Raw genomic sequence first — 21,343 nt, 5'->3', positions numbered from 1 at the left:
TTTAAATTTGCCGAACGAAATAAATTCAAAAAAACAATACAAACCATGAAAGTTACATTAAAGATTTTATTAGCTGCTGCAGTTCTCCTGCTAGTTTACATGTGCTATAGAAGCATTATGACGCCGATTGAATTCAATGAACAAAAGGATGCGCGTGAAAATGCTATCAAGGCTCGTCTGATCGATATCCGTAAAGCTCAGATCGAGTATAAGAATGTGTACAAAACGCATGCAGGTAGTTTCAACGACTTGGTTAAGTTCCTGAAGGATGACAAACTTCCGTTCTTGATCAAAGAAGGTGTTTTGACTGACGAGCAGTTGGAAAAAGGTATGACTGAGAAGGAAGCTGTGAAGAAAGGTTTGATCAGACGTGATACTATTTGGGTTGTAGCAAAAGATACATTGTTCGGTAAAAGCTACAATGTAGACGATTTGGCAAATGTTCCGGGAACAAGCGTGAAGTTCTCTATGGATACAGCAACTCTGACTTCCGGTTCAGGTTATACTGTAAAAGTATTTGAAGCAGGCGTTAAGTATGACGATTATCTGGGTGACCTCGACAAACAGTTGGTTGTGAACCTGAAGGATAAAGCCGAAAAGCTGGAAAAATATCCGGGCTTACGTGTCGGTTCACTGACTGAAATTAATAACAACGCAGGTAACTGGGAATAATCGATTGCTTATGGCTATCAGTATCCCTGATACGTTGACTGCTGATAATTCTGGAAAATACATAATGTCCATCCGGCTTAGGTCGGATGGACTTTCTTTTTCAGGATACTGCCCTTCGGAGAGCGAAAGTTTCTTTTACAGGAACATGGAGTTCGACCGGACGAAGCCTTATATCTCTTCGTTGAAAGAGTTTTTCTTCGGACATGAGTTTCTTACTTATTCATATAAGCGGACAAACCTGGTCTATGTGACATCGCAATATACGGTGGTGCCGGAAGAAGTCTTTACAGAAAAGCAGAAAAACGATCTGTTATCGTTTACTTTTTCTGCTCCGGAGAATAAATGCCTGCATAATCTGTTGGCACGTGAAGCTGCGGAAGTGGTGTTCGGAATGGATGAAGAGGTGTATGAGTTCTGTTCCCGTTCACTGATCAATCCCTCTTTTGTCCATCATATTACGCCCCAGCTGGCTTTGTGGAAGCAACAAAGCCGGACGTTGATCCCCCGCCAAATGTATGTGGTGCTCCACCGGAAGATGATGGATGTGGTTTGTTTTGCCCAGGGGAGATTGCTTTTTGTGAACACTTTTGAGTATGATAAGCCTGACGATATCCTGTACTATATATTATATGTATGGAAACAGGTCGGTATGGATCAGGAAAAGGATCAGCTTCATATCTATGGAGGTGTTTCCCTGCGTAACAGTATAACGACTACGTTACGCAATTATATACAATATATCAGTCCGGCAGAGATACCGTCGGATGCTTACTTGTTGGGAGCCGAAGTCGTTCAGGCCCCATTGGATTTAATAGCTTTATCTGTATGCGAATTATAAGCGGAATATATGGTCGTAGACGTTTTGACGTGCCGTCTTCTTTCAGTGCACGGCCGACTACCGACTTTGCAAAAGAGAACCTCTTTAATGTGATCAATAACCTTACCGATCTGGAAGGGACTGATGCACTGGATTTATTTGCCGGAACAGGGAGTATCTCGTTTGAATTGCTTTCAAGAGAGTGTAAAAGTGTTACCGCTGTGGAGAAGAATAATGCACACGCTTCTTTCATTGCAAAGGTCGCAAAAGAACTGAAGACCGAATCTCTCCATCTGATCCGTGGCGATGTGTTCCGCTATCTGCATTCGGCTCCGAAACAGAGTTTCGATTTTATTTTTGCCGATCCGCCTTATGCGCTGAAGGAACTGCCGGAAGTGCCTGAACTGGTCTTTGAACGCGACCTGTTGCGTGACGGGGGCATATTCGTAATGGAACATCCGAAAACGAATGATTTCTCCCATCTTCCTTATTTCGATCAGCAACGTGTTTATGGCTCCGTTAATTTCAGTATTTTTATCAAAGAAGAAAAGGCTTAAAGAAGCGGGGAGAACAGGCGCATGAACGACTCGGTGAGTCGTTGTTTGACAGGACGTTTCAGCCAGCGCGAAGGGATCAGCCGTTCGCAACTGTGCATGTCGTGCAGGAATACCCGTTTCATCTGTATGGCGAAAGAGGGCTGATATACGAATGCGTTTATTTCAAAATTATGCTCGAAACTGCGGAAATCCATGTTAGCCGATCCGATGCAGGTTAGCGCATCGTCGGTGATCATTAATTTGGAATGCAGGAAGCCCGGCTCATAGAAGTATACTTTCACTCCTGCTTTTACCATTTCGTCTATAAAAGAATGTGTCGCCATGTTAGCCGTACGGGTATCTGAACGTTTGGGCAGCATAAGGCGTACGTCGATGCCTCCCAGTGCTGCGATCAGCAATGCTTGGTTCAACCCCTCGGTCGGAAGGAAGTAAGGTGTTTGTATGTAGATGTATTTCTTGGCATTTGCTATGGCAAAGATATATGCCTGAAGCAGCGTACGCCATTGGCCGACCGGACCGCTGGTTACTATCTGCATAATGTTGTCCTCATTATAGATCTTTGCTGGCGGATAAAAAATCTTGTCATTCAGAAGATTTTTGCTGACAACATACCAGTCGATCAGGAAAGCGGACTGGAGGCCGTGTACACCTTTCCCGATTATCCTGAAATGGGTGTCGCGCCAGATGCCCCATTCCGTTCCATTCTCATAGCGGTCGGCTATATTCATGCCTCCCATATAACCGATTTCTCCGTCGATGACAACGATTTTCCGGTGGTTACGGTAATTGACTTTGCTGGTGAAGACTGGGAAAGCTACCTTCAGGAAGGCATGTACTTCGATACCTGCTTCCTGCATTTCATTAAAGAAACTGTTCTTTACATTCCAGCAGCCAACATCATCATATAATAACCGTACCTGGACACCTTCTTTCGCCTTTGCGATCAAGGCATTCTTGAAACGAGTCCCGACTTCATCGTCGCAAAAGATGTAATATTGGATATGGATATGGTGGGTTGCTCCCAGGATATCTTGTAGCAGATCCTTGAATTTGTCTGTCCCGTTCGTATAGATTTTAATCTCACTTCCGTAAAGCAGGGAAGACTGGTTGTTGTTATTCAGCAGGGTGACCAACGGTTGGTACGGCTCGGGGACTGTACAGGCATCCTGTGGGAGCTTACCTTCCTGCGGGCGTTTCATGATACGTTTGTAGGTTCGGCGTGAGATGATACGTTGCTTCCTGTTGTCCTGTCCGAAGAAGAAATAAAAGAGTAATCCGATGCCGGGAGCCAGTAATAATACAATGACCCAGGGGATGGTTTTTAAAGGATTCCTGTTCTCTGCAATGATAACCAGAACCAACCCCAGTATGGTGATGGAGTACAATATGATGAATATTACCCCTGCAACCCATTGTATATGTATGGCAGCCAGCATGCTTTTTTATACTTTGTTACAAGTTGATAAAGGTAGTAAGGTAATTTGTAAATAACAAATCTTTACTACATTTGCCGGATATATCAAAAGAAAGAAGATGATTACATATATTATTATCGGTATAACCGTATTAGTTTCTTATCTCTGTTTCAATAATGCGGAATTATTTCGTAAACTGGCGTTGATCCCCTATCGTACGGTGAAGAATAATGAATGGTACCGATTGATTACTCACGGTTTCGTTCATGCAGACATGACGCATCTGCTGGTCAATATGTTTACATTCTGGTCGTTCGGTACTTATATAGAAAAAGTATTCGGTTACCTTGGTTTCGGAACATGGGGATTTCTCGGACTTTATTTCGGTGGAATGATTTTTGCCTCCCTTTATGACCTGATCAAGCATCATAACGATCCTTATTATGTGTCTATCGGAGCATCGGGTGCGGTGTCGGCAGTGTTGTTCTCCTACATATTATTTGATCCCTGGAGCAAAATTTTGTTGTTTGCGATCATTCCTGTGCCGGGAATTATCTTTGGAGTGGTTTATCTGGCTTATTGTCAATATATGGCTAAACGTGCAGGGGACAATATCAACCACAATGCCCATTTTTACGGGGCAGTCTATGGTTTCCTGTACCCGGCTTTACTTAATCCTTCGTTGATAAAAGCCTTTCTGTCGCACTTCTGATCGAGATATTTTCTGTATATAATCGTGTTCAAGTGTTTGTTTTGTAGGGTATTATTTATAGATTTGTAGAAATATCTCAATTTCTCTAATACCATAAGACAGACATAATGAAAAGACGAAACTTCATCAGAAGTGGAGCATTGGCAATTGCAGGCTTCACTATTTTACCCCGTCACATTTTAGGAGGAACGAATTTCGTTGCTCCCAGCGACCAGATCAATCTCGGGATTATCGGTTGCGGGGCACAAGGACGTTGGACACTTGCTCCGGAATTTGCCCGTAGAGCTAACCTGATCGCAGCATCCGATTGTGAATCCCGTCAGCTGAATGCCATGCAGGCGATTGTTGAAAAAGAGACCGAAAAGGCAAAAGGGCAGGCATATAAAGGTTTTAAACTGTATGCCGACTACCATGAATTGCTGAATCGTAGCGACATAGACGGAGTGATTATTGCCACTCCGGATCATTGGCATGCTGTTCAGACTATCGAAGCTTGCCGTGCCGGTAAAGACGTGTATGTGGAAAAGCCGATGTCTCATAGTATCGAAGAAGGACGTGCTATGGCGGATGCAGTTGCGAAATATAACCGCGTACTGCAGGTCGGTAACATGCAACGTTCATGGCGTAACTTCCGCCATGCCTGCGAATTGGTTCGTAATGGCTATATCGGTGAGATCAAAGAGGTCAAAGTCTCTATCGGACCTCCTCCTGTAAAATATGATCTTCCGGCACAACCGGTCCCCAAGACGCTGAACTGGGATATGTGGATCGGTCCGGCTCCGATGAACGTGTATAATGAGGAACTGGCTCCCCCTATGGAACGGAATACGTTCCCGAACTGGCGTAATTACCGGGAATATGGCGGTGGTATGATTTGCGACTGGGGTGCTCACATGTTTGATATTGCACAATGGGCTTTGGGTATGGACGATTCCGGTCCGATCGAATTTACTCCTCCCGAGGAAGGTGAACTGAGACCGCTCAGCATGCGTTATGCAAATGGAACCATTATGACACACGAACCTTTCCGGAAAGCCGATGGGAATGCAGTCCGCTTTATCGGTTCGGACGGAGTGATCGACATCAGCCGTAGTTTCCTGGATACGATCCCGGCAAAACTTCAGGATGAAGTGATCGGTGATGATAAGATCAAACTGTATAAGAGTGACGATCACTATAATGATTTCCTCACAGCGATGAAGACCCGTAAGCAACCGTTAAGCACGGTGGAGATAGGACATCGTACGGCTTCCCTTTGTCATATAGTCAATCTTTGTTATGAGTTTGACCGTAAACTGGTATGGAATCCGGAAAAAGAAGAGTTCTTCTTTGATGACGAAGCCAATAAACGGAGGGGAAATCCGATACGTGAACCGTATAGCCTGAAAGTATAGTATATATAATAATGTATAGGAAAAGGGCTAAAGATTGGTTCCTATATTTGTATTAAGGGACGCAGACTACGCAGAAAACGCAGACTCTCGCAGAAAAGATTAATTTTAATATAAATCTGCGAGAGTCTGCGTTTTCTGCGTCATCTGCGTCCCCTAATAGTTTGTGAGCATATCTGTTTTTACGATTGCTAGAACCGTGGGGGAGGTCCTCCGGGACCGCCATGCCCTCTACCGCCCGGTCCGCGCATATCGTTGGCGGAAGCTCCGCCTTTAAAGATGCTGAACCTATAGATAAAGTGGACCATGAAATAACTGCTCAGCGTGTTGTATTCCGAATATTGGGTGTAGTTGGCTGTTACACTTTGGGAAATATTACTACGTTGTTGCAGGATATCATATATTTTGAAACGCAGGGTTGCCTGATTGCCTTTCAGGAAGGATTTAGAGGCCGATGCATTCCACAGAACTTCTTTCTGTTGGTATCCGGCGGCATAACCGGAGTTACTCGACCAGGTAATATCACTTTCAATTTTAAAATCAAGCGGAAGGTAAATAGTGGTTGTCCCGCCGACTCCATAGTTGAAAGTGTTTTGATCATTTTGATTTTGTAAAGAGTTATTCGTACTTCTGTAGCGTACGTTCCCATTTAACCCCAGGTCGAGGTAGTCAGAACGGAAATCAATACCGGCACGCTCCATGGCTGTGAAATCCTTGTTTACGTTCTTTTCATCGTTGATGAAACCGTTAGAGTTGGCGAATGAAGCCATTGTCATGGAGTTGATAGAAAACTTCTTGTTTTTCAAAGGAGTGTTGAACATGACACGTGCGTTGCCATTGTAGTTTCCATTCACATTCTCGTAAGTCGTCATCTTTTTACCTGTTTCACCGACATAGATGGATTTGGTAACAATATCGTTGACCACATAATTTGCATTCAACATGACCATGAAAGCAGTCTGTTTATTAGGAATGAACTTCTGGTAACGGGCAGACAGGTTATTTGAATAAGTCGGCTTCAGATCCGGATTACCGGTAACGGTATTCAACGGATCGGATATATCGGCTACCGGCTGTAATTGAGTCATACTCGGCTGGCTGGTGCGACCTCGATAATTGATACGCAGATTGGTACGTTTGTCAAACCGATAGTTGAAACGGACCATTGGGGAGACATTAACTACATTACGTGTCAGCTTGGAAAGGGTAGAGTCGCCGACGAAGTTTTCACTTACGCTATGCGAAGGCTCCAGATTCATACCGATCGTATAATCATAGTTCTCGCGGACAGCTTTGAATGCCAGACTAGCTTGCTGATTTATAAAGTTATTACGGTAACTTTTGCTGTATGCCGTATCCAGTACATTGTACTCTTCGCTTCCTTCTTCTTTGGTATATGAGTTTTTCAATGATTCCTGTTTGTTCTGGCTGATACTGTAGGTCGCCTGGATGAAATTATTACGACCGATCGGTTCTACCCATGACAAATAAACGCGGTAATTGAATCCTTTATTATCGTATCTGAATTGTTGGTCGATCAACTCGTTTTGTTCGTTCCCAAGGAAATACTCCGTATTGGAGTAGTTCAAACCTTTGTTATAAGAGTCGCTTATCCCTCCGTTTAATGAACCACTGAACACACGTCCTTCGTTATTCAGCTTTCGGCTGAATTCCAAACGGGCATTGATATTATAGCCCTCTCCGTCGGATAGGTAATCGGATTCTCCGAGATTGACCGTGTCTCCCCGGTTGGTCAGCGTGTTGAATGAACCGGACTCCCGGTTATGGCTGTTACTATAGCTGAAACTCGGCTGGAAAATGATTTGTGTGGCGGTATCCGGTTTCCATTCCATACGGAAGTCGGCACCGACATTATCACTTTTTGTATTGTTATTGTTTATCTCATTATAAATAGTCGAACTGTCGTTCGGTAGAATATTTGTCCGGGTTGTCTTACTTTCCGCCTCATTATCGGAATGCGAGTAGCGTACGTTACCTCCCAATGTCAGTTTTTTGCTAAACTCTTTGCTGAAGTTCATGCCGACATTTCCGGAAGTCGTGATACCGTTTCCGGCTCCTCCACCTCCCATACGTCCGCCCCGTCGTCCTCCCATTCCGGAGAACATGTTGGAGGCAATATCCGAGAATCCCATATTATTCGTATTGTTCAAACCTCCCATCAACGTGAACTGATCGTTGTTAATGAAACGATTGACCATAAAGTTCCCTTCATATCTGTCCTCACTGCCATATCCGGCAAAAGCATTTCCGAACCATCCCTGTTTCATTCCAGGCTTGACGGTCAGGTTGATAACGGTTTCTTCCTCTCCGTCGTCAAATCCGGTCATCCGTGCCATGTCGCTCAAACGGTCCAATACCTGCACTTTCTCAACCATTTTAGAGGGAAGATTTTTAGAAGCGACTTTCGGGTCATCAGAGAAGAACTCTTTCCCGTCGATCAGGACTTTCTTGATCTCTTTCCCGTTGACGGTAATCTTTCCTTCACTGTCCACTTCCACACCTGGCATCTTTTTCAATAAGTCTTCCAGTACGGCTCCTTCGGTCGTTTTATAAGAATCCGCATTATATTCGACGGTATCGTTTCGTACCACTACTTCGGGTGCTTTACCGATCACGACAGCTTCTCCCAGCTGGATAGCTCCGTCGCTCAGTGCCAGTTTCCCTAACTTGACCGGGTCTGTCTTTCCTGTGATACGTATCGGCTGGTATAAAGGATCGAAACCGACGAAGCTGACGTGCAGTAAATAACTACCGGCTTTAATTCCTTTTAAAGTGAAGTTCCCGTTGCGCGAACTGGCCACACCTCCGATCATTGTACTGTCTTTTACATTCAATAAGCGGACTGTGGCCTGTTCGATCGGCTCGTTGTTCCCCTCTTCTACCACTGTTCCAGTGACATCAACTCCTCCCCGCTGTGCAACTGCCGGCAACGAAAAAAGAATAAAAAATAACCATAATAAGTATCTTCCCGATTTCATAACTAATATATTATCTGTATAAAACAAATAGTGTACCGGACTGGTTTCCGGTACGAGAAGATAGACTTCAGGAATATGATTAAGTTTAAAAAACTATGTGTTGATTTTGTTTTTATTAACAAAAACTTCGTTGAATACTGCCGTATATTTGTTCGTAATTATCCTTATGTATATTGATTTAGTTGCCGGGGTTATCTGTTGCCGACGTCCTCGACAGCTTTGCCGACGCTGTCGACAATTTTGCTGACGTTGTCGACAATATTGCCGACACTGTCGGCAACAGTTTTTCTGCGGAAGAAAACAAAATCCTTAGGGATCTATCAGGAAGGAAATCCAAATAAAAAAGAAAGAAGAGGGAGATAATCTTTCAGTTTGACACGGAGGATTTTCAAGGATTGGGAGATACGGTATTCAACCGTTTTGACGGATACGCCAAGTTTATTGGCTATTTGGTTATTGGTAAGTTCTCCGAAACGGCTTAAGGCGAAAGTATCCCGATAAGTTACCGGTAATTCTTTTATAGCTTTGTTTATGTGCTCTGTTAGTTCGTTTATAAAATAGTAATCAGGATCTTCAAACTGATCTTTAAGTTTGTCATATATTTTATTATGTATCCGTTCGTGGTATAAGTTCTTTTTGATGGCATTCAGGCATCTGTGTTTGGTTGAGATGAAGAGATATGATTTGAGAGATGTTCCGATAATTAAACTTTTGCGTGTCTCCCAAATAAACAGCATCAGATCCTGCACTAACTCTTCAGAATCTTCATCGGAAATATACTGGGAGGCATATTCGCATAAAGGTGAATAATATTTTAGAAAAAGCTGTTTATAAGCATTTTCATCATTATTTTGTAGTAAATTCAGAATCTGATCATCATTCATGGAGTTGGATTGTTTGTCTGTTGTGGTATTTCAAATCTATAAGCAAATGTAAATTGTTTCTTTATACATACAAAATATTTTATATGATTTACTGATTACTTTTTTTGAAAAAAAGTGGAACATGAGTTTAGGGTACTGTGCCTCAAGTTTTGTCGTATGTATAGAATGGAAAAAGAAAATAGACATATTATCAGTAATGAACCAGACGAAACAGTTCTCTTGAAATATATATCGGAAACAGCTTCGGAAGAGGAAAGAATCCGGGTTGACGATTGGTTAAGGGATGATGAAGACAGGGAAAATGTTTTGTTGCAGTTGGCTGCGATAGATCATGCTCTTCGCACAAAAGAAAGGATAGCATCCCGTAATCCGCTGGATGCTTTTAGTAAAGTGAAAAGGCGTATTAAACTTTCACAGAGAAAGTACTGGATAGATCGTGCTTATCTGGTAGCTGCCTGTTTTTTGGGTGTATTGATCTTATCTACTGCAATATCTTATTGGAAACAAAAGGAAATTGGAGGTGAAACACAGATCGTAACAGTCCAGGCTAATGCAGGTATGCGTACTCATTTTAACTTGCCGGATGGAACCGTTGCTTATTTGAATTCGGGAAGTGTACTTTCCTATCCGTTGCATTATGATAAAAAGGAGAGGCGGGTAACACTTACGGGGGAGGCTTATTTTAAAGTTGTGCATAACCCGGAGCAACCGTTTATAGTAAGTGTGGCTAATGACCGGATGCGGGTTAAAGTGCTGGGAACGGAGTTTAACTTGCAGTCTTATAAAAATGAGAATATAGTACAAACGACATTAGTTTGCGGTTCTGTAAATATAGAAACTGTAAGGAAAGGCGATATAGTGTCTAATATTAAACTAAAACCATCAGAGAGGGCAGTCTATGACATTTCTTCTGGTTCTGTTTCTATTGCCACCGTAAATACGGAGTACGATACAGCTTGGAAAGAGGGGCGTTTGATGTTTAAAGACATGCCGATACCACAGGTATTGAAGAAGTTATCTTATTTTTATAATGTAAGGTTTGATGTAAAGGATTCCGTAATCAATACTTACCGTTTTACCGGAACATTTGAAAATAAGCTATTGTCGCAAATATTGGATTATTTGAAAATTTCTTCGCAAATCGATTATACAATTAAGCAAATGACATCGGATGATAGTTCGGGTATTCAAAATGAGACTGTCATCCTGAAGAAAATGAGATAGTGTTAAATCTGAATGTTTAATTTAATATATATGCCTATGAAGTAATACCTAATTATTGTAAACCTTATTGAAAACATACGGAAATATGCTGGTAACATATTCCCGTATGAAAATTCGAAAGGTCTTTAGAGACTACAAACAATTTTTTTTAATCTTAAATCACTGCAAAAGTATGGTAAAGATTTATTATTTCCAATATAAAGGGAATATTAGTGCCTTTATATTACAATCTAAAATCACGAGAATCATGAAGTTAACCAGTCTATTGCTTTTTTTGTCAATCGGATTAGCTTGGGCATCGAACTCATATGCACAAAAGGCTATACTTTCAATGAATATGACTAATCGGACTGTTTTTGATGTATTGGAAGAGATTGAAACGCAAACTGATTTTCATTTCTTTTATAACAGCAAGATTATCGATATTCATCGAACAGTTTCGGTAAACGTAAAAGATAAATCTGTTTTTACAATCCTAGATCAGATATTTCAAAATTCAAATGTTGCTTATAAGGTCGTGGATAAGGATATTATCCTTTCGGCAGATGAAGCTACCGGAACTTTACAGGATAGGCGGAAGATAACAGGGATAGTTAAAGATAAAAGTACGGGCGAACCTGTTATCGGAGTGAATGTCTTGGTGAAAGGTTCAACAAATGGAACGGTTACTGATATAGATGGCAGGTTCTCTCTGGAAGTCTCATCGTCCGATATATTGTCTGTTTCTTATATAGGCTATATGTCTCAAGATATTACAGTCAGTAATAAGGATGTGATCAATGTTGATTTACAGGAAGATTCGACTAACTTGGATGAAGTTGTGGTTGTGGGATTCGGCACACAGAAAAAAGTCAACTTAACAGGGTCCGTCTCGGCATTAAGCACGAAAGAGATTGGAAAATTGAAAGTGACACAAACCTCTCAATTGTTATCGGGAATGGTTAGCGGTATAAATGTTACACAAGGATCCGGACAACCGGGGGCCGATCAGTCTTCTGTAACGATCCGTGGATTGGGGACTTTCAGTAGTGCAGGAAACTCTCCATTAGTATTGGTTGACGGGTTGTCTTCTTCATTGGACAATGTGAATGCGAATGATATAGAGAGTATTTCTGTTTTAAAAGATGCAGCATCAGCTTCTATATATGGAACCAGAGCAGCCAATGGTGTTATATTAATTGAAACGAAAAAGGGGAAAGAAGGAAAAGCCCGAATCACTTATCAGGGTAATTTCGGTTTTTCCCGTCCATCGGAGACTCCTAAGATAGTGGATTCCTGGGTCTATGCAGAAATGTACAATGAGGCATTGATAAATGGAGGAGGAAGTCCTCAATATACGGCAGATGAAATTGCTAAATTTAAATCAGGGGAAGATCCGGATAATTATCCCAATAAAAGGCATTATGACGACCTGATAAATTCCGGAAGTGGTTTTCAGACCAATCATTATTTAGGTTTGACGGGAGGAACAGAAAAGAATTCTTATATGTTTTCTCTGAGTTATCTTAATCAAAAAGGTATTGTTGCAGAAACAAATTATCAACGTTATAATGTAATGTTTAATGCAAGCAGCAAACTAAGAGATAATTTTAAAGTAAATGTGAAATTTTCTGGACAGAAAGGGGATAGTAACCAGCCAACGGCTGTTGACAGTAATCCTCCTGAGGGAGTTGAAGGCTTGATAAGCTACGCCATAAAGGTTCCGAATACAATAGCCGGGAAACGTTCGGATGGTTATTATGGTAATCAGACGGGATTTACAATTGAAGGTTGGATGGACAGTGAATCTTTTATTAAGAATGATGATGTAGATGTTATTGCAAGTGCCAATATAGAATGGAATATATTGAAGGATTTAAAACTGACGGGAGTGGCAGGGTATGATTATTCGGCTTCCGACTACAAAAGATTCAGGCCTACATTGGTGATAGATCAATATCTGACTGCTTCTCCTTCCGATCTCAGGATACGTAAGGCACGGAATACTCTTTTAACATTGCAGGCATATTTGGATTATGACTGGTCTGTAAATTCTCATTTGTTTCATGCTCTTTTAGGGTATTCTCAGGAAAGTAATAAAAACGATTGGGTTGAAGCTTTTCGCGATAATTTTCCCAGTAATACTTTATATGAACTGAATGCAGGTTCGGCTTCTAACCAGCAAAATGCCGGTTCTGCATCGGAGTGGGCTTTGGCCTCTTTTTTCGGAAGATTGAATTATTCATTCCTGGATAGATACCTTTTGGAAGTCAGTGCCAGGTATGATGCATCTTCAAGGTTCCCCAAAAAGAACAGGTGGGGTTTTTTTCCGTCTGTTTCTGGTGGATGGATTATATCGCAAGAGAATTTTTTCAATATACCGGTTATAAACAATTTGAAATTGAGAGCTTCCTGGGGTAAATTAGGTAATCAGAATATTGGAGATTATCCTTATCAACAAGTAATAGCTCTGGGTATTAATGCTCCGTTTGGTGTTTCGGAAGAGTTATGGCCTGGTGCTGCTGCTGTAGATGTTCCAAGTACGGATATTACCTGGGAATCCACAGAGGTAATGAACGTCGGACTAGATTTCGGCTTATTTAGCAATAAACTAACGTTTACTGCAGATTATTATATAAAAGAAACATCTGATATTTTATATAATGTAACAGCTTCAAAGGTCTTGGGAATGACTCCGTCTGTACAAAATGCAGGAACTGTAATTAATAAAGGTGTCGACTTTTCAGTTCAGCATAGAAATGTTATAGGGGCTTTTTCTTATGGAGTTGCGGCAAATGTGTCTTATGTGAAAAATCGTGTGGATAAACTGGCTAATGTGGAAAAGGATATTGCCGGAGGACTTTTTGTCGGTCATTCTTTAAATTCGATTTATGGCTATGTTGTTGATGGTTTTTTCAATAGCCAGGAAGAGATAGATAATTATGCCAAGCAACCCCGGACTGCTAAACCTGGGGATTTAAAGTTGGTCGATATAAGTGGCCCGGATGGTGTACCCGATGGTATTGTTAATGCTGACTATGACAGGCAGATAATAGGAACCCAGTTTCCTAAGTTTAATTTTGGTTTTAATATCAATGCTCAGTATAAAAATGTCGATTTCTTACTTAATATGAATGGAGTAGGAGGAATGGACCGCTTTGTCGGAGGAGAAGAAAGTTATCAGGGAAATGCCTTTTACCGTGGATCCAATCCGCAGGAATGGATGATAAAGGGACGATGGACTAAAGATAATCATGATGCGACTTATCCCCGGTTACTGGTTGTTGGGGGAGGAGAACAACAATTTTATAAATCTACATACAGAGTTATTAATGCGTCTTTCTTTCGGATAAATGATATACAAATCGGATATACATTCCCTTCTGCAATGATTCAATCTTTGGGTATGTCAAATCTGAGGGTTTATGCAAGTGTAAAAAATCTGGCCACTTTTCATAATTTTTTGGAAGGATGGGATCCGGAAAGAACTTCTATGTATCCGGCTGTTAGGGATTTTATGGCAGGTATTAGTGTAACATTCTAATTTGAAACAATATGAAAAAGAGTTGTGTAAGTAAATATATATTTGTAATCGCTTTTTTGAGCTTTTCTGTCGTTATACTAACAGGGTGTGATAGTTTATTAAACAAATATCCGCTGGATAGTTTGTCTAATAGTACTTTCTGGAAAACAGAAGGGGATGCTTTGTTAGCTTTAACAGGAGTATATCAACAAAATAAGTTGACAGGAACCAATGCAAAACAATCTTTTGACTTATGGAATCAGGATGCTTATTTAAGATTGTTTGAGGCTACCACAGATAATGGTTTTGAAAAGGACAACGGTGTCACAGATTTTAATAATGGTGATTTAGCAGCATCTTATCAGCCAGTAATGGATTTGTGGACAACTACTTATATCAAAATTACGAAATGTAATAATTTCCTTGAGAATATTGATAATGTTGAAATGGATGTAAATAAGCTGGAAGAAATGAAAGCTGAAGTCAAAACGATAAGGGCTTACGATTATTTCTGGCTGGCGTTTTTGTGGAGTGATGTTCCTTTGGTTACTAAAGTATTAACGGTGGATGAAGCTAATAGTGCGTTTCGTGATAGTCGTGAAAATGTTATCAAATTTGTAATAGAGGAGTTACAATCGGCAATTCCTAATTTACCGGTGACGCGCCCGGATAAAGATTATGGCAGAATAACGAAAGGGGCGGCTCTGGCTATTTTGGGAAGAGTCTTTTTGGCAGAAAAAAGATGGGAAGATGCGAAAAATGTTTATAAACAAGTTATAGATCTGGGGATCTATAGCATAGATGCACGTTTCAGCGATCTTTTTATTGAAAAGGGTGAGAACAGTAAAGAGTTCTTGTTGGTAAGTAAAAGAATGCCGGATATATATGGGAATTCCATCTTGTTAAGTTGTCTAGGGTTTACCTGGGGAGGATATCATCATTACAGTCCGTATAATGAATTGGTAGAAGATTTTGAATGTATAGATGGTTTGCCTGTTAAAGAATCTCCATTGTTCGATCCGGAGAAACCCTATGAAAATCGTGATCCGAGATTACTGAAAACAATATTTGTAGATAATATATCCGTCTTTAAAAATATATTATATATTGCCCATCCTGATTCATCCCCGAACGTTTATCAGGATCAATTGACAAGACGTCAGTGGAGCGGTTATATGGTTCGTAAATTTTGTGATGAAGATTATAATGGAAATCTGAATGTGTATGGTTGCGATTTTCCAATGATTCGTTATGCAGAAGTTTTGTTGAGTTATCTGGAAGCGAATATAGAGTCTGGAACACCTATAACGCAGAATTTATTGGATGAGACAATAAACCGTGTCAGAGGTCGCGAAGAAATAAAAATGCCTCCTGTTACGGAAACAAACCCGGATAAGTTGACCACTATCCTGAGACGTGAAAGACGTGTGGAATTGGCTTGGGAAGGTCTAAGACTGTTTGATTTGTTCCGGTGGCGTACAGCTCATATATTACTTAAAGGACGTTTTCATGGCATGAAGATCTGTTCTAAAAAAGATGCACCTGGTTATACGAAAGTGCCTGTCAATGCAGATGGCTATTATTTTTGTGAAGAAACATTTTTCAGGGAGAATGTAGATTATTTGTGGCCAATTCCCCAGGCAGAACGGGATGTTAACAAAAATCTGACACAGAATAGCGGTTATTAGTTTCGTTTGGAGAAATTTATCCGTGGTGAGTACCACCTGAAGTATTTAGGTGGGATACTCATCCGGTACTGGTTTATGAAAATAAATTGAATAAAAAACAATTAATAAAATATAGATATGAAAATACATTCCAGAAGAACGTTTCTAAATAATATTTGGGTCGGAAGTGTTGGTCTTGGGATCATGGCTCCTTTTTCTTCCTGTATGGAACATGGTGGAGAAATAAAAAGTACACGGGTGAATTTACCGGTAATCGATGAGGTTGACATCTGTATATTGGGAGGTAGTTGTACAGGGGTTTTTGCAGGAGTTAGAGCGGCACGCTTAGGTGCATCTGTTGCTATTGTTGAAAAACAGAATGCATTTGGTGGTGTTGCAACCAGTTCTTTAGTAAATATATGGCATTCATTATATGATACGGAAGGCAAACAGCAAATAATAGCCGGATTGACGAAAGAAGTATTGGATCGCCTGGCTACACGTGATGCGGTAAATGTCAGTTCAAATCCAAGTTCAGCGTATACATTTAATTCGCAAGAGTTAAAAATAGAGTTGGATGAATTAGTGTTGGAAACAGGTATTCATCCCTATTTACATACACTTTTTTCAGAGCCATGCCTGGATGAAGATGGTCAGTTAATCGGGGTGATTGTCGATAATAAGTCCGGGAGAGGGATCATTAAAGCGAAATATTTTATAGATGCAACAGGAGATGGTGACTTATGCTATCGCTTAGGTTTAAAATCTTATGTTTTTGATTTGTTACAGCCCCCTACGACTTGTGCATGTTTTGAAGGCTGGAATTCCAGAGAATTTGATAAACTGTTGAAAATGCATGCTGCTGAATTCAATATTCCGGATGGATTTGTCTGGGGGGCAACACTGCCTAATACGAATGTTTACATGCTTGCTGGGACTCGGGTATATAAGGCCGATTGCTCTGTGGCGGATGATTTGACAAAAGCAGAAATTGAAGGAAGAAGGCAGATCCGGGCAATTATGGATATGTTGAGAAAATATGGAACCAAAGAAAATCTGCCGGGGTTGGTCGCATTACCTTCTTATATTGGAATACGGGAAACAAGGCATATAAAATGTCTCTATCAGATTAGTGATGAAGATGCAATGTATGGTAAACATTTTGAAGATGCAATAGCAAATGGTAGTTATCGTTTGGATATCCATCATCAGGATAAGCCAGGATTGACTTTTAGATATCTTGATGGTTCAGAGGTTTATGTAAGACCTGGAGTCGCAGATCAGAAAAGTCGTTGGCGGAAGGAAATGGAGGTTGATCCGACTTTCTATCAGATACCGCTTCGTTCGATAATCCCGGAGAAACATGAGAATTTGATGGTTGCCGGCAGAATGTTGGATGCTGCAATTATAGCCTATTCAGGTATAAGAGTTATGGTAAATATGAACCAGGTTGGTGAAGCTGCGGGAGTTACTTCTTATTTGGCATTGCATCGACAAAAAAGGATCAGAGACGTTTCCAGTGGAGATGTAAGAGATGAATTAAAAAAAGGAGGCTCTATCATTATTTAAGTTGAATTTTTAGCCTTACTAAAGCTTTTAGTTTATATCTTTTTTGCAGGAACTGTCGCTTTCCTTTTTTAATGCAGATTGGAATATGAAGTAGAATACAGGGTTTAGATATACATCCTGAACCCTGTCGCTTTTATTTAGCTGTTTTTTTGAAATATAAGTTTGTGTATTTTGTTTTTATCATATTACTTTGTAATTTGTTTTTTTACAATATCTTATATCTAATTTATAAATCTGAAGTACATGAAAACAAACATTCTGACCTATTTGTGTTTTCTTATCCTTTGTGCCTGCCAGGCTCCACCCGTTGAAGAGTATGCGATTATTCCGCAACCTCAGGAGATCAGTTATACACCGGGTTTTTTTAAGATGAGTGCTCATCCGGCTATTTTTTATTCCGGTGATTTAAACAATGAAGCTCAATTGTTACAAGCAGCTCTTTCTTCTGACTTTTCGGTGGATGCAACCCTTAAAGATACAGGAAAAGGGGATATTAACCTGATGCTTGATCCGACAGTTTTACCAGATAAACCGGAAGGATATCAGTTGGAAGTTACTTCCGGCAAGGTAAATATCAAGGCTAATTCTGCAACCGGTATTTTAAATGGTGTGCAGACACTGCGTCAAATAATCAAAGAGAAAGACGGTAAATATCTGGTTCAGAGAGCAATTGTCTCTGACTATCCGGCTTTTTCCTGGCGCGCTTTTATGTTGGATGAAGGACGTTATTTTAAAGGGAAAGAAGTGGTGAAAGACCTGTTGGATGAAATGGCCGGATTGAAAATGAATGTTTTCCACTGGCATCTTACCAACGATCAGGGATGGAGAATTGAAATCAAGAAATATCCGAAGTTGACAGAGATAGGTGCTTTCCGCGATTCTTCGGAAATCAATCATTTTGGAAGCGATGTGTACGATGGAAAACGACATGGAGGTTTCTATACACAGGAAGATATAAAGGAAATTGTTGATTATGCATCCAAACGACATATTACTATTGTTCCGGAAGTCAGTATGCCGGGACATGCCAGTGCTGCTATTGCTTCTTACCCTTGGTTGGGAACAAGTGGAAAGCAGATCAAAGTACCAGGAAAGTTTGGTGTTCATTATGAGGTTTTGAATGTCTCCGATCCTCGTGTGATGGAATTTCTTGATGATGTAACGAACGAAGTTATTGCTTTATTCCCTAGCCCTGTGTTTCATATAGGTGGTGATGAAGTAAAATATAACCAGTGGAAAGAATCTCCAGCCATACGTAACTATATGGCTAAGAAAGGTTTGAAAACACCTGCAGAACTACAGATCTATTTTACGAATGAGGTGTCCAATATGCTTGCGGCCAAAGGAAAGAGAATGATGGGCTGGAATGAAATTACTGGTGATAAATTGCATGAATACCAGTCTGCAGAAGATACAAAAGATGTTGAGCAGCAGTTGGCAAAAGGTACTATCGTTCATTTCTGGAAAGGAGATTCTGCCTTGATCAAAAAAACGATCGACAAAGGATATGATGTTGTAAATTCATATCATATATATACTTATATCGATTATGATTATAAATCGATCCCGTTGTCAAAAGCCTATTTATTCAATCCGGTACCGGAAGGATTATCTCCGGAAGAACAAAGTAGAGTGTTGGGGTTGGGTTGCCAGATGTGGGGTGAATTTATTCCGACTGTTGAAAGTATGAATCAGAAAATTTATCCGCGTATTGCGGCCTATGCCGAAACAGGATGGACCGGCACAGAGAAGAAAGATTTCAACCGCTTCCTGAATTCTCTCAGCCATTTTATCAATAAATGGACGACAGAAGGACTGGTGATCGGACCGGTTGAGTAAAAAATATTTTTCAAAGTGATTAAACTATTTCCATGTAACAAAGTCTATTATATCGAAGCGCTTCACAAACAGTTAAATATTAATTTAAGTAATAAGTATAGTTTATGAAGAAGGTAATAGGATTGTTTTTGGTTATCCTGATTAGTTCTGCAACAGTTTTTGCACAGGGCGGTAATCGCCAGGGAAAGGAGGGAGATCCTTCCAAACGTAGTGAAAAAATGATCGAGGATCTGAAACTCGATGATAAACAGGCTGCAGAGTTTCGTAAGGTGGAAGCTGATTTTAGAGAGCAGATGAAGAAGGAACGTGAGTCTGTCAAGGAAGACCGTGAAAAGATGCGGGAAAAAATGATAGCTATGCGTACTGAAAAAGACGCTCAGATAAAGAAGATCCTGACGGACGAACAGTACAAACAATATCAGGAGAAACAGAAAAAAGCGGATAGCTCTCGTAAAAAAGGACATGGACGTAAATGATAAAAGTAAAAAATCCCCGGCAGAACATTCTACCGGGGATTTTTTTGTTTGTTATTACGGGATTATAACGTTTTCAATTTCAGGTTACGCCATAATACTTTAATGCCGCCACCATCGTGGATTTGTAAAGCGATGCGGCCTTGTCCGGCACCGATTTTCTCATCGTTGATGTTAACCATTTCTTCGCCGTTCAACCAGGTTTGTACATTATCACCCTGAACTTTGATACGCATGGTGTTCCAGTCGCCTTCTTTCAGGATCGTTTCTTTTTCATCCGGAATCTGAATCAACCATCCGCGACCGTATGATTCGTAGATACCACCGGTGTCATGACCTTTAGGAGCTACTTCAACCTGCCATCCGTTCACTTTTACATCTTCTTCAATGAAAGAACGGATAAATACGCCAGAGTTTCCGTCTGCTTCCTGTTTGAATTCAACTGTCAGGTCGAAATCATCATAATAGTCACGTGTAGCCAGGTAACCGTATTTTTTATCCGGACCGCTTTCACAAATCAGCAAACCGTCTTTTACATACCATAATTCAGTACCGTATGCTTCCCAACCTTTTAGGTCGACTCCGTTGAACAGATTCACTTCTTTGCTTTTGCGGGGAAGTTCTTTGATCTTTATATTACGGAAAGATGCAGGATAACCATGATCCTGTAAGCAAAGGACGCCTTTTTTAGCTAAACCATATTCGGGAGCATTCGCCCACTTTCCACTGTTTTTCTTTTCATACCAATCGTCGGTCCATGCTTCGAATTCCAGAATTTTCTGGCCATTCAGCCAATGTTCTACATGACCATTATCAAATACGATTTTAGAATTGTTCCATTCACCTTGCGGGTTAACCTTCATTTTGGATTTGTCAGGCAGATGCATTGCGTAGTCTACGCCCAGTTTTTGCCATTCTTCCAGAGGTTCCGGGAAGTTCGGTTCATCGATCAGCTGATATTCCGGACCTGTAACATAAGGTACGGCGAACTGAGGACGTTCGACAACATGGTAAAGCATACCGCTGTTGCCACCCTTCGACAGTTTCCAGTCCCATGACAATTCGAAATTTTCATACTGTTTATCGGTTACAATATAACCGCTGGCATCACTGCCGTCACCTTTAGCCTGGATGCATCCGTCAACAACATGCCATGGCTGTGTGAGGGTTGTTCCGTTGTAATCTTTCCAACCGTCGAGTGTTTTTCCGTCGAAAAGAAGTTGCCATCCATCGGCTACCTCTTCGGGAGTAAGCGTGTTTTGTTCTGCACCTGCGCAAGAGGTAAACAGTGCTAATGATACTGCACAAGAGGCTAACAAACTTGTTGCAGCTACTCTTTTCACTACTGATTCCATTTTAGAATTAAGTTTTAATTGATAATGATATAGCGACAAAGATAGGAAAACTTCCTATGCAAAATCTTTAAAAAATGTATTGAAATCTCATTAACTTACTGTAGACTTATTCGTTTGATATATATCAAATGAATAAATGACATATGTGTTCCTTTCGTTTGATGATTGTGCTTTATTCGTTTGATAATTGTCAAAAGAAAGGAAGTAAGGGAGGTGTGACCTTTACTGAAAGTAGTTTACAGATAAAACATTTATTACTAAAAACAA

15 protein-coding genes are annotated in these 21,343 nt (G+C 40.6%); 11 read left to right on the top strand and 4 right to left on the bottom strand.

Annotated features, from left to right (window positions below; genetic code table 11):
- Positions 1–45 precede the first annotated feature (45 nt).
- Genes DWW23_RS21065 through rsmD form a run of 3 tightly spaced genes read left to right on the top strand, consistent with a single transcriptional unit; the run spans position 46 to position 2,046 of the window.
- A complete protein-coding gene (locus DWW23_RS21065; protein WP_122355870.1) occupies positions 46–672 on the top strand; it encodes a hypothetical protein in 627 nt (208 codons plus the stop codon).
- Between the two features lie 10 nt (positions 673–682).
- Complete coding sequence (locus DWW23_RS21060; RefSeq protein ID WP_122355868.1) at positions 683–1,510, top strand: DUF3822 family protein; 828 nt, start codon at positions 683–685, stop codon at positions 1,508–1,510.
- The gene (rsmD, locus tag DWW23_RS21055) at positions 1,498–2,046 is read left to right on the top strand and encodes a 16S rRNA (guanine(966)-N(2))-methyltransferase RsmD (RefSeq protein WP_122355867.1); all 549 of its coding nucleotides are present in this window, start codon (positions 1,498–1,500) and stop codon (positions 2,044–2,046) included. Before DWW23_RS21060 ends, rsmD begins: the two co-directional genes overlap by 13 nt.
- Here rsmD and cls read toward each other — a convergent pair.
- Positions 2,043–3,482, bottom strand: coding sequence for a cardiolipin synthase (cls, locus tag DWW23_RS21050; RefSeq protein WP_122355865.1), 1,440 nt, complete (start codon positions 3,480–3,482; stop codon positions 2,043–2,045). The genes rsmD and cls overlap by 4 nt on opposite strands.
- Positions 3,483–3,579: 97 nt before the next feature.
- Between cls and DWW23_RS21045 the strand changes: the two genes are divergently transcribed.
- Together DWW23_RS21045 and DWW23_RS21040 are read left to right on the top strand one after the other, a co-directional pair.
- Positions 3,580–4,173, top strand: a complete 594-nt coding sequence (locus tag DWW23_RS21045; protein ID WP_122355863.1) for a rhomboid family intramembrane serine protease — start codon at positions 3,580–3,582, stop codon at positions 4,171–4,173.
- A gap of 107 nt (positions 4,174–4,280) precedes the next feature.
- Positions 4,281–5,567 carry a Gfo/Idh/MocA family protein gene (locus DWW23_RS21040; RefSeq protein ID WP_122355861.1) on the top strand — a complete coding sequence of 429 codons (1,287 nt, stop codon included), beginning with the start codon at positions 4,281–4,283 and terminating at the stop codon, positions 5,565–5,567.
- Positions 5,568–5,755: 188 nt separating this feature from the next.
- Here the strand turns inward: DWW23_RS21040 and DWW23_RS21035 are convergent, their stop codons facing one another.
- Complete coding sequence (locus DWW23_RS21035) at positions 5,756–8,563, bottom strand: TonB-dependent receptor (protein ID WP_122355859.1); 2,808 nt, start codon at positions 8,561–8,563, stop codon at positions 5,756–5,758.
- Between the two features lie 320 nt (positions 8,564–8,883).
- The gene (locus tag DWW23_RS21030; RefSeq protein ID WP_122355857.1) at positions 8,884–9,447 is read right to left on the bottom strand and encodes an RNA polymerase sigma-70 factor; all 564 of its coding nucleotides are present in this window, start codon (positions 9,445–9,447) and stop codon (positions 8,884–8,886) included.
- A 165-nt stretch (positions 9,448–9,612) separates the two neighbouring features.
- Here DWW23_RS21030 and DWW23_RS21025 point away from each other — a divergent pair, with 165 nt between their 5' ends.
- From DWW23_RS21025 to DWW23_RS21000, 6 genes are all read left to right on the top strand, one after another.
- Complete coding sequence (locus DWW23_RS21025; RefSeq protein WP_122355855.1) at positions 9,613–10,671, top strand: FecR family protein; 1,059 nt, start codon at positions 9,613–9,615, stop codon at positions 10,669–10,671.
- A gap of 331 nt (positions 10,672–11,002) precedes the next feature.
- The gene (locus tag DWW23_RS21020) at positions 11,003–14,194 is read left to right on the top strand and encodes a TonB-dependent receptor (RefSeq protein ID WP_158583218.1); all 3,192 of its coding nucleotides are present in this window, start codon (positions 11,003–11,005) and stop codon (positions 14,192–14,194) included.
- Between the two features lie 11 nt (positions 14,195–14,205).
- The gene (locus DWW23_RS21015) at positions 14,206–15,861 is read left to right on the top strand and encodes a RagB/SusD family nutrient uptake outer membrane protein (protein WP_122355851.1); all 1,656 of its coding nucleotides are present in this window, start codon (positions 14,206–14,208) and stop codon (positions 15,859–15,861) included.
- 117 nt (positions 15,862–15,978) lie between these two features.
- Positions 15,979–17,409, top strand: coding sequence for an FAD-dependent oxidoreductase (locus DWW23_RS21010; protein WP_122355849.1), 1,431 nt, complete (start codon positions 15,979–15,981; stop codon positions 17,407–17,409).
- A gap of 243 nt (positions 17,410–17,652) precedes the next feature.
- Positions 17,653–19,248 (top strand): beta-N-acetylhexosaminidase, encoded by a 1,596-nt coding sequence (locus DWW23_RS21005; RefSeq protein ID WP_122355847.1) that lies wholly within the window; start codon positions 17,653–17,655, stop codon positions 19,246–19,248.
- 104 nt (positions 19,249–19,352) lie between these two features.
- Positions 19,353–19,724 carry a Spy/CpxP family protein refolding chaperone gene (locus DWW23_RS21000; RefSeq protein ID WP_122355845.1) on the top strand — a complete coding sequence of 124 codons (372 nt, stop codon included), beginning with the start codon at positions 19,353–19,355 and terminating at the stop codon, positions 19,722–19,724.
- A 62-nt stretch (positions 19,725–19,786) separates the two neighbouring features.
- Here DWW23_RS21000 and DWW23_RS20995 read toward each other — a convergent pair whose 3' ends face one another.
- A complete protein-coding gene (locus DWW23_RS20995; RefSeq protein ID WP_122355843.1) occupies positions 19,787–21,076 on the bottom strand; it encodes a DUF1080 domain-containing protein in 1,290 nt (429 codons plus the stop codon).
- Between the last annotated feature and the right edge of the window lie 267 nt (positions 21,077–21,343).

The organism is Parabacteroides sp. AF14-59 (genome assembly GCF_003479515.1).
Lineage (GTDB): Bacteria > Bacteroidota > Bacteroidia > Bacteroidales > Tannerellaceae > Parabacteroides > Parabacteroides faecis.
Note: the sequence above shows the minus strand (reverse complement) of the source record. Positions and strands in the feature narration are given on the sequence as shown.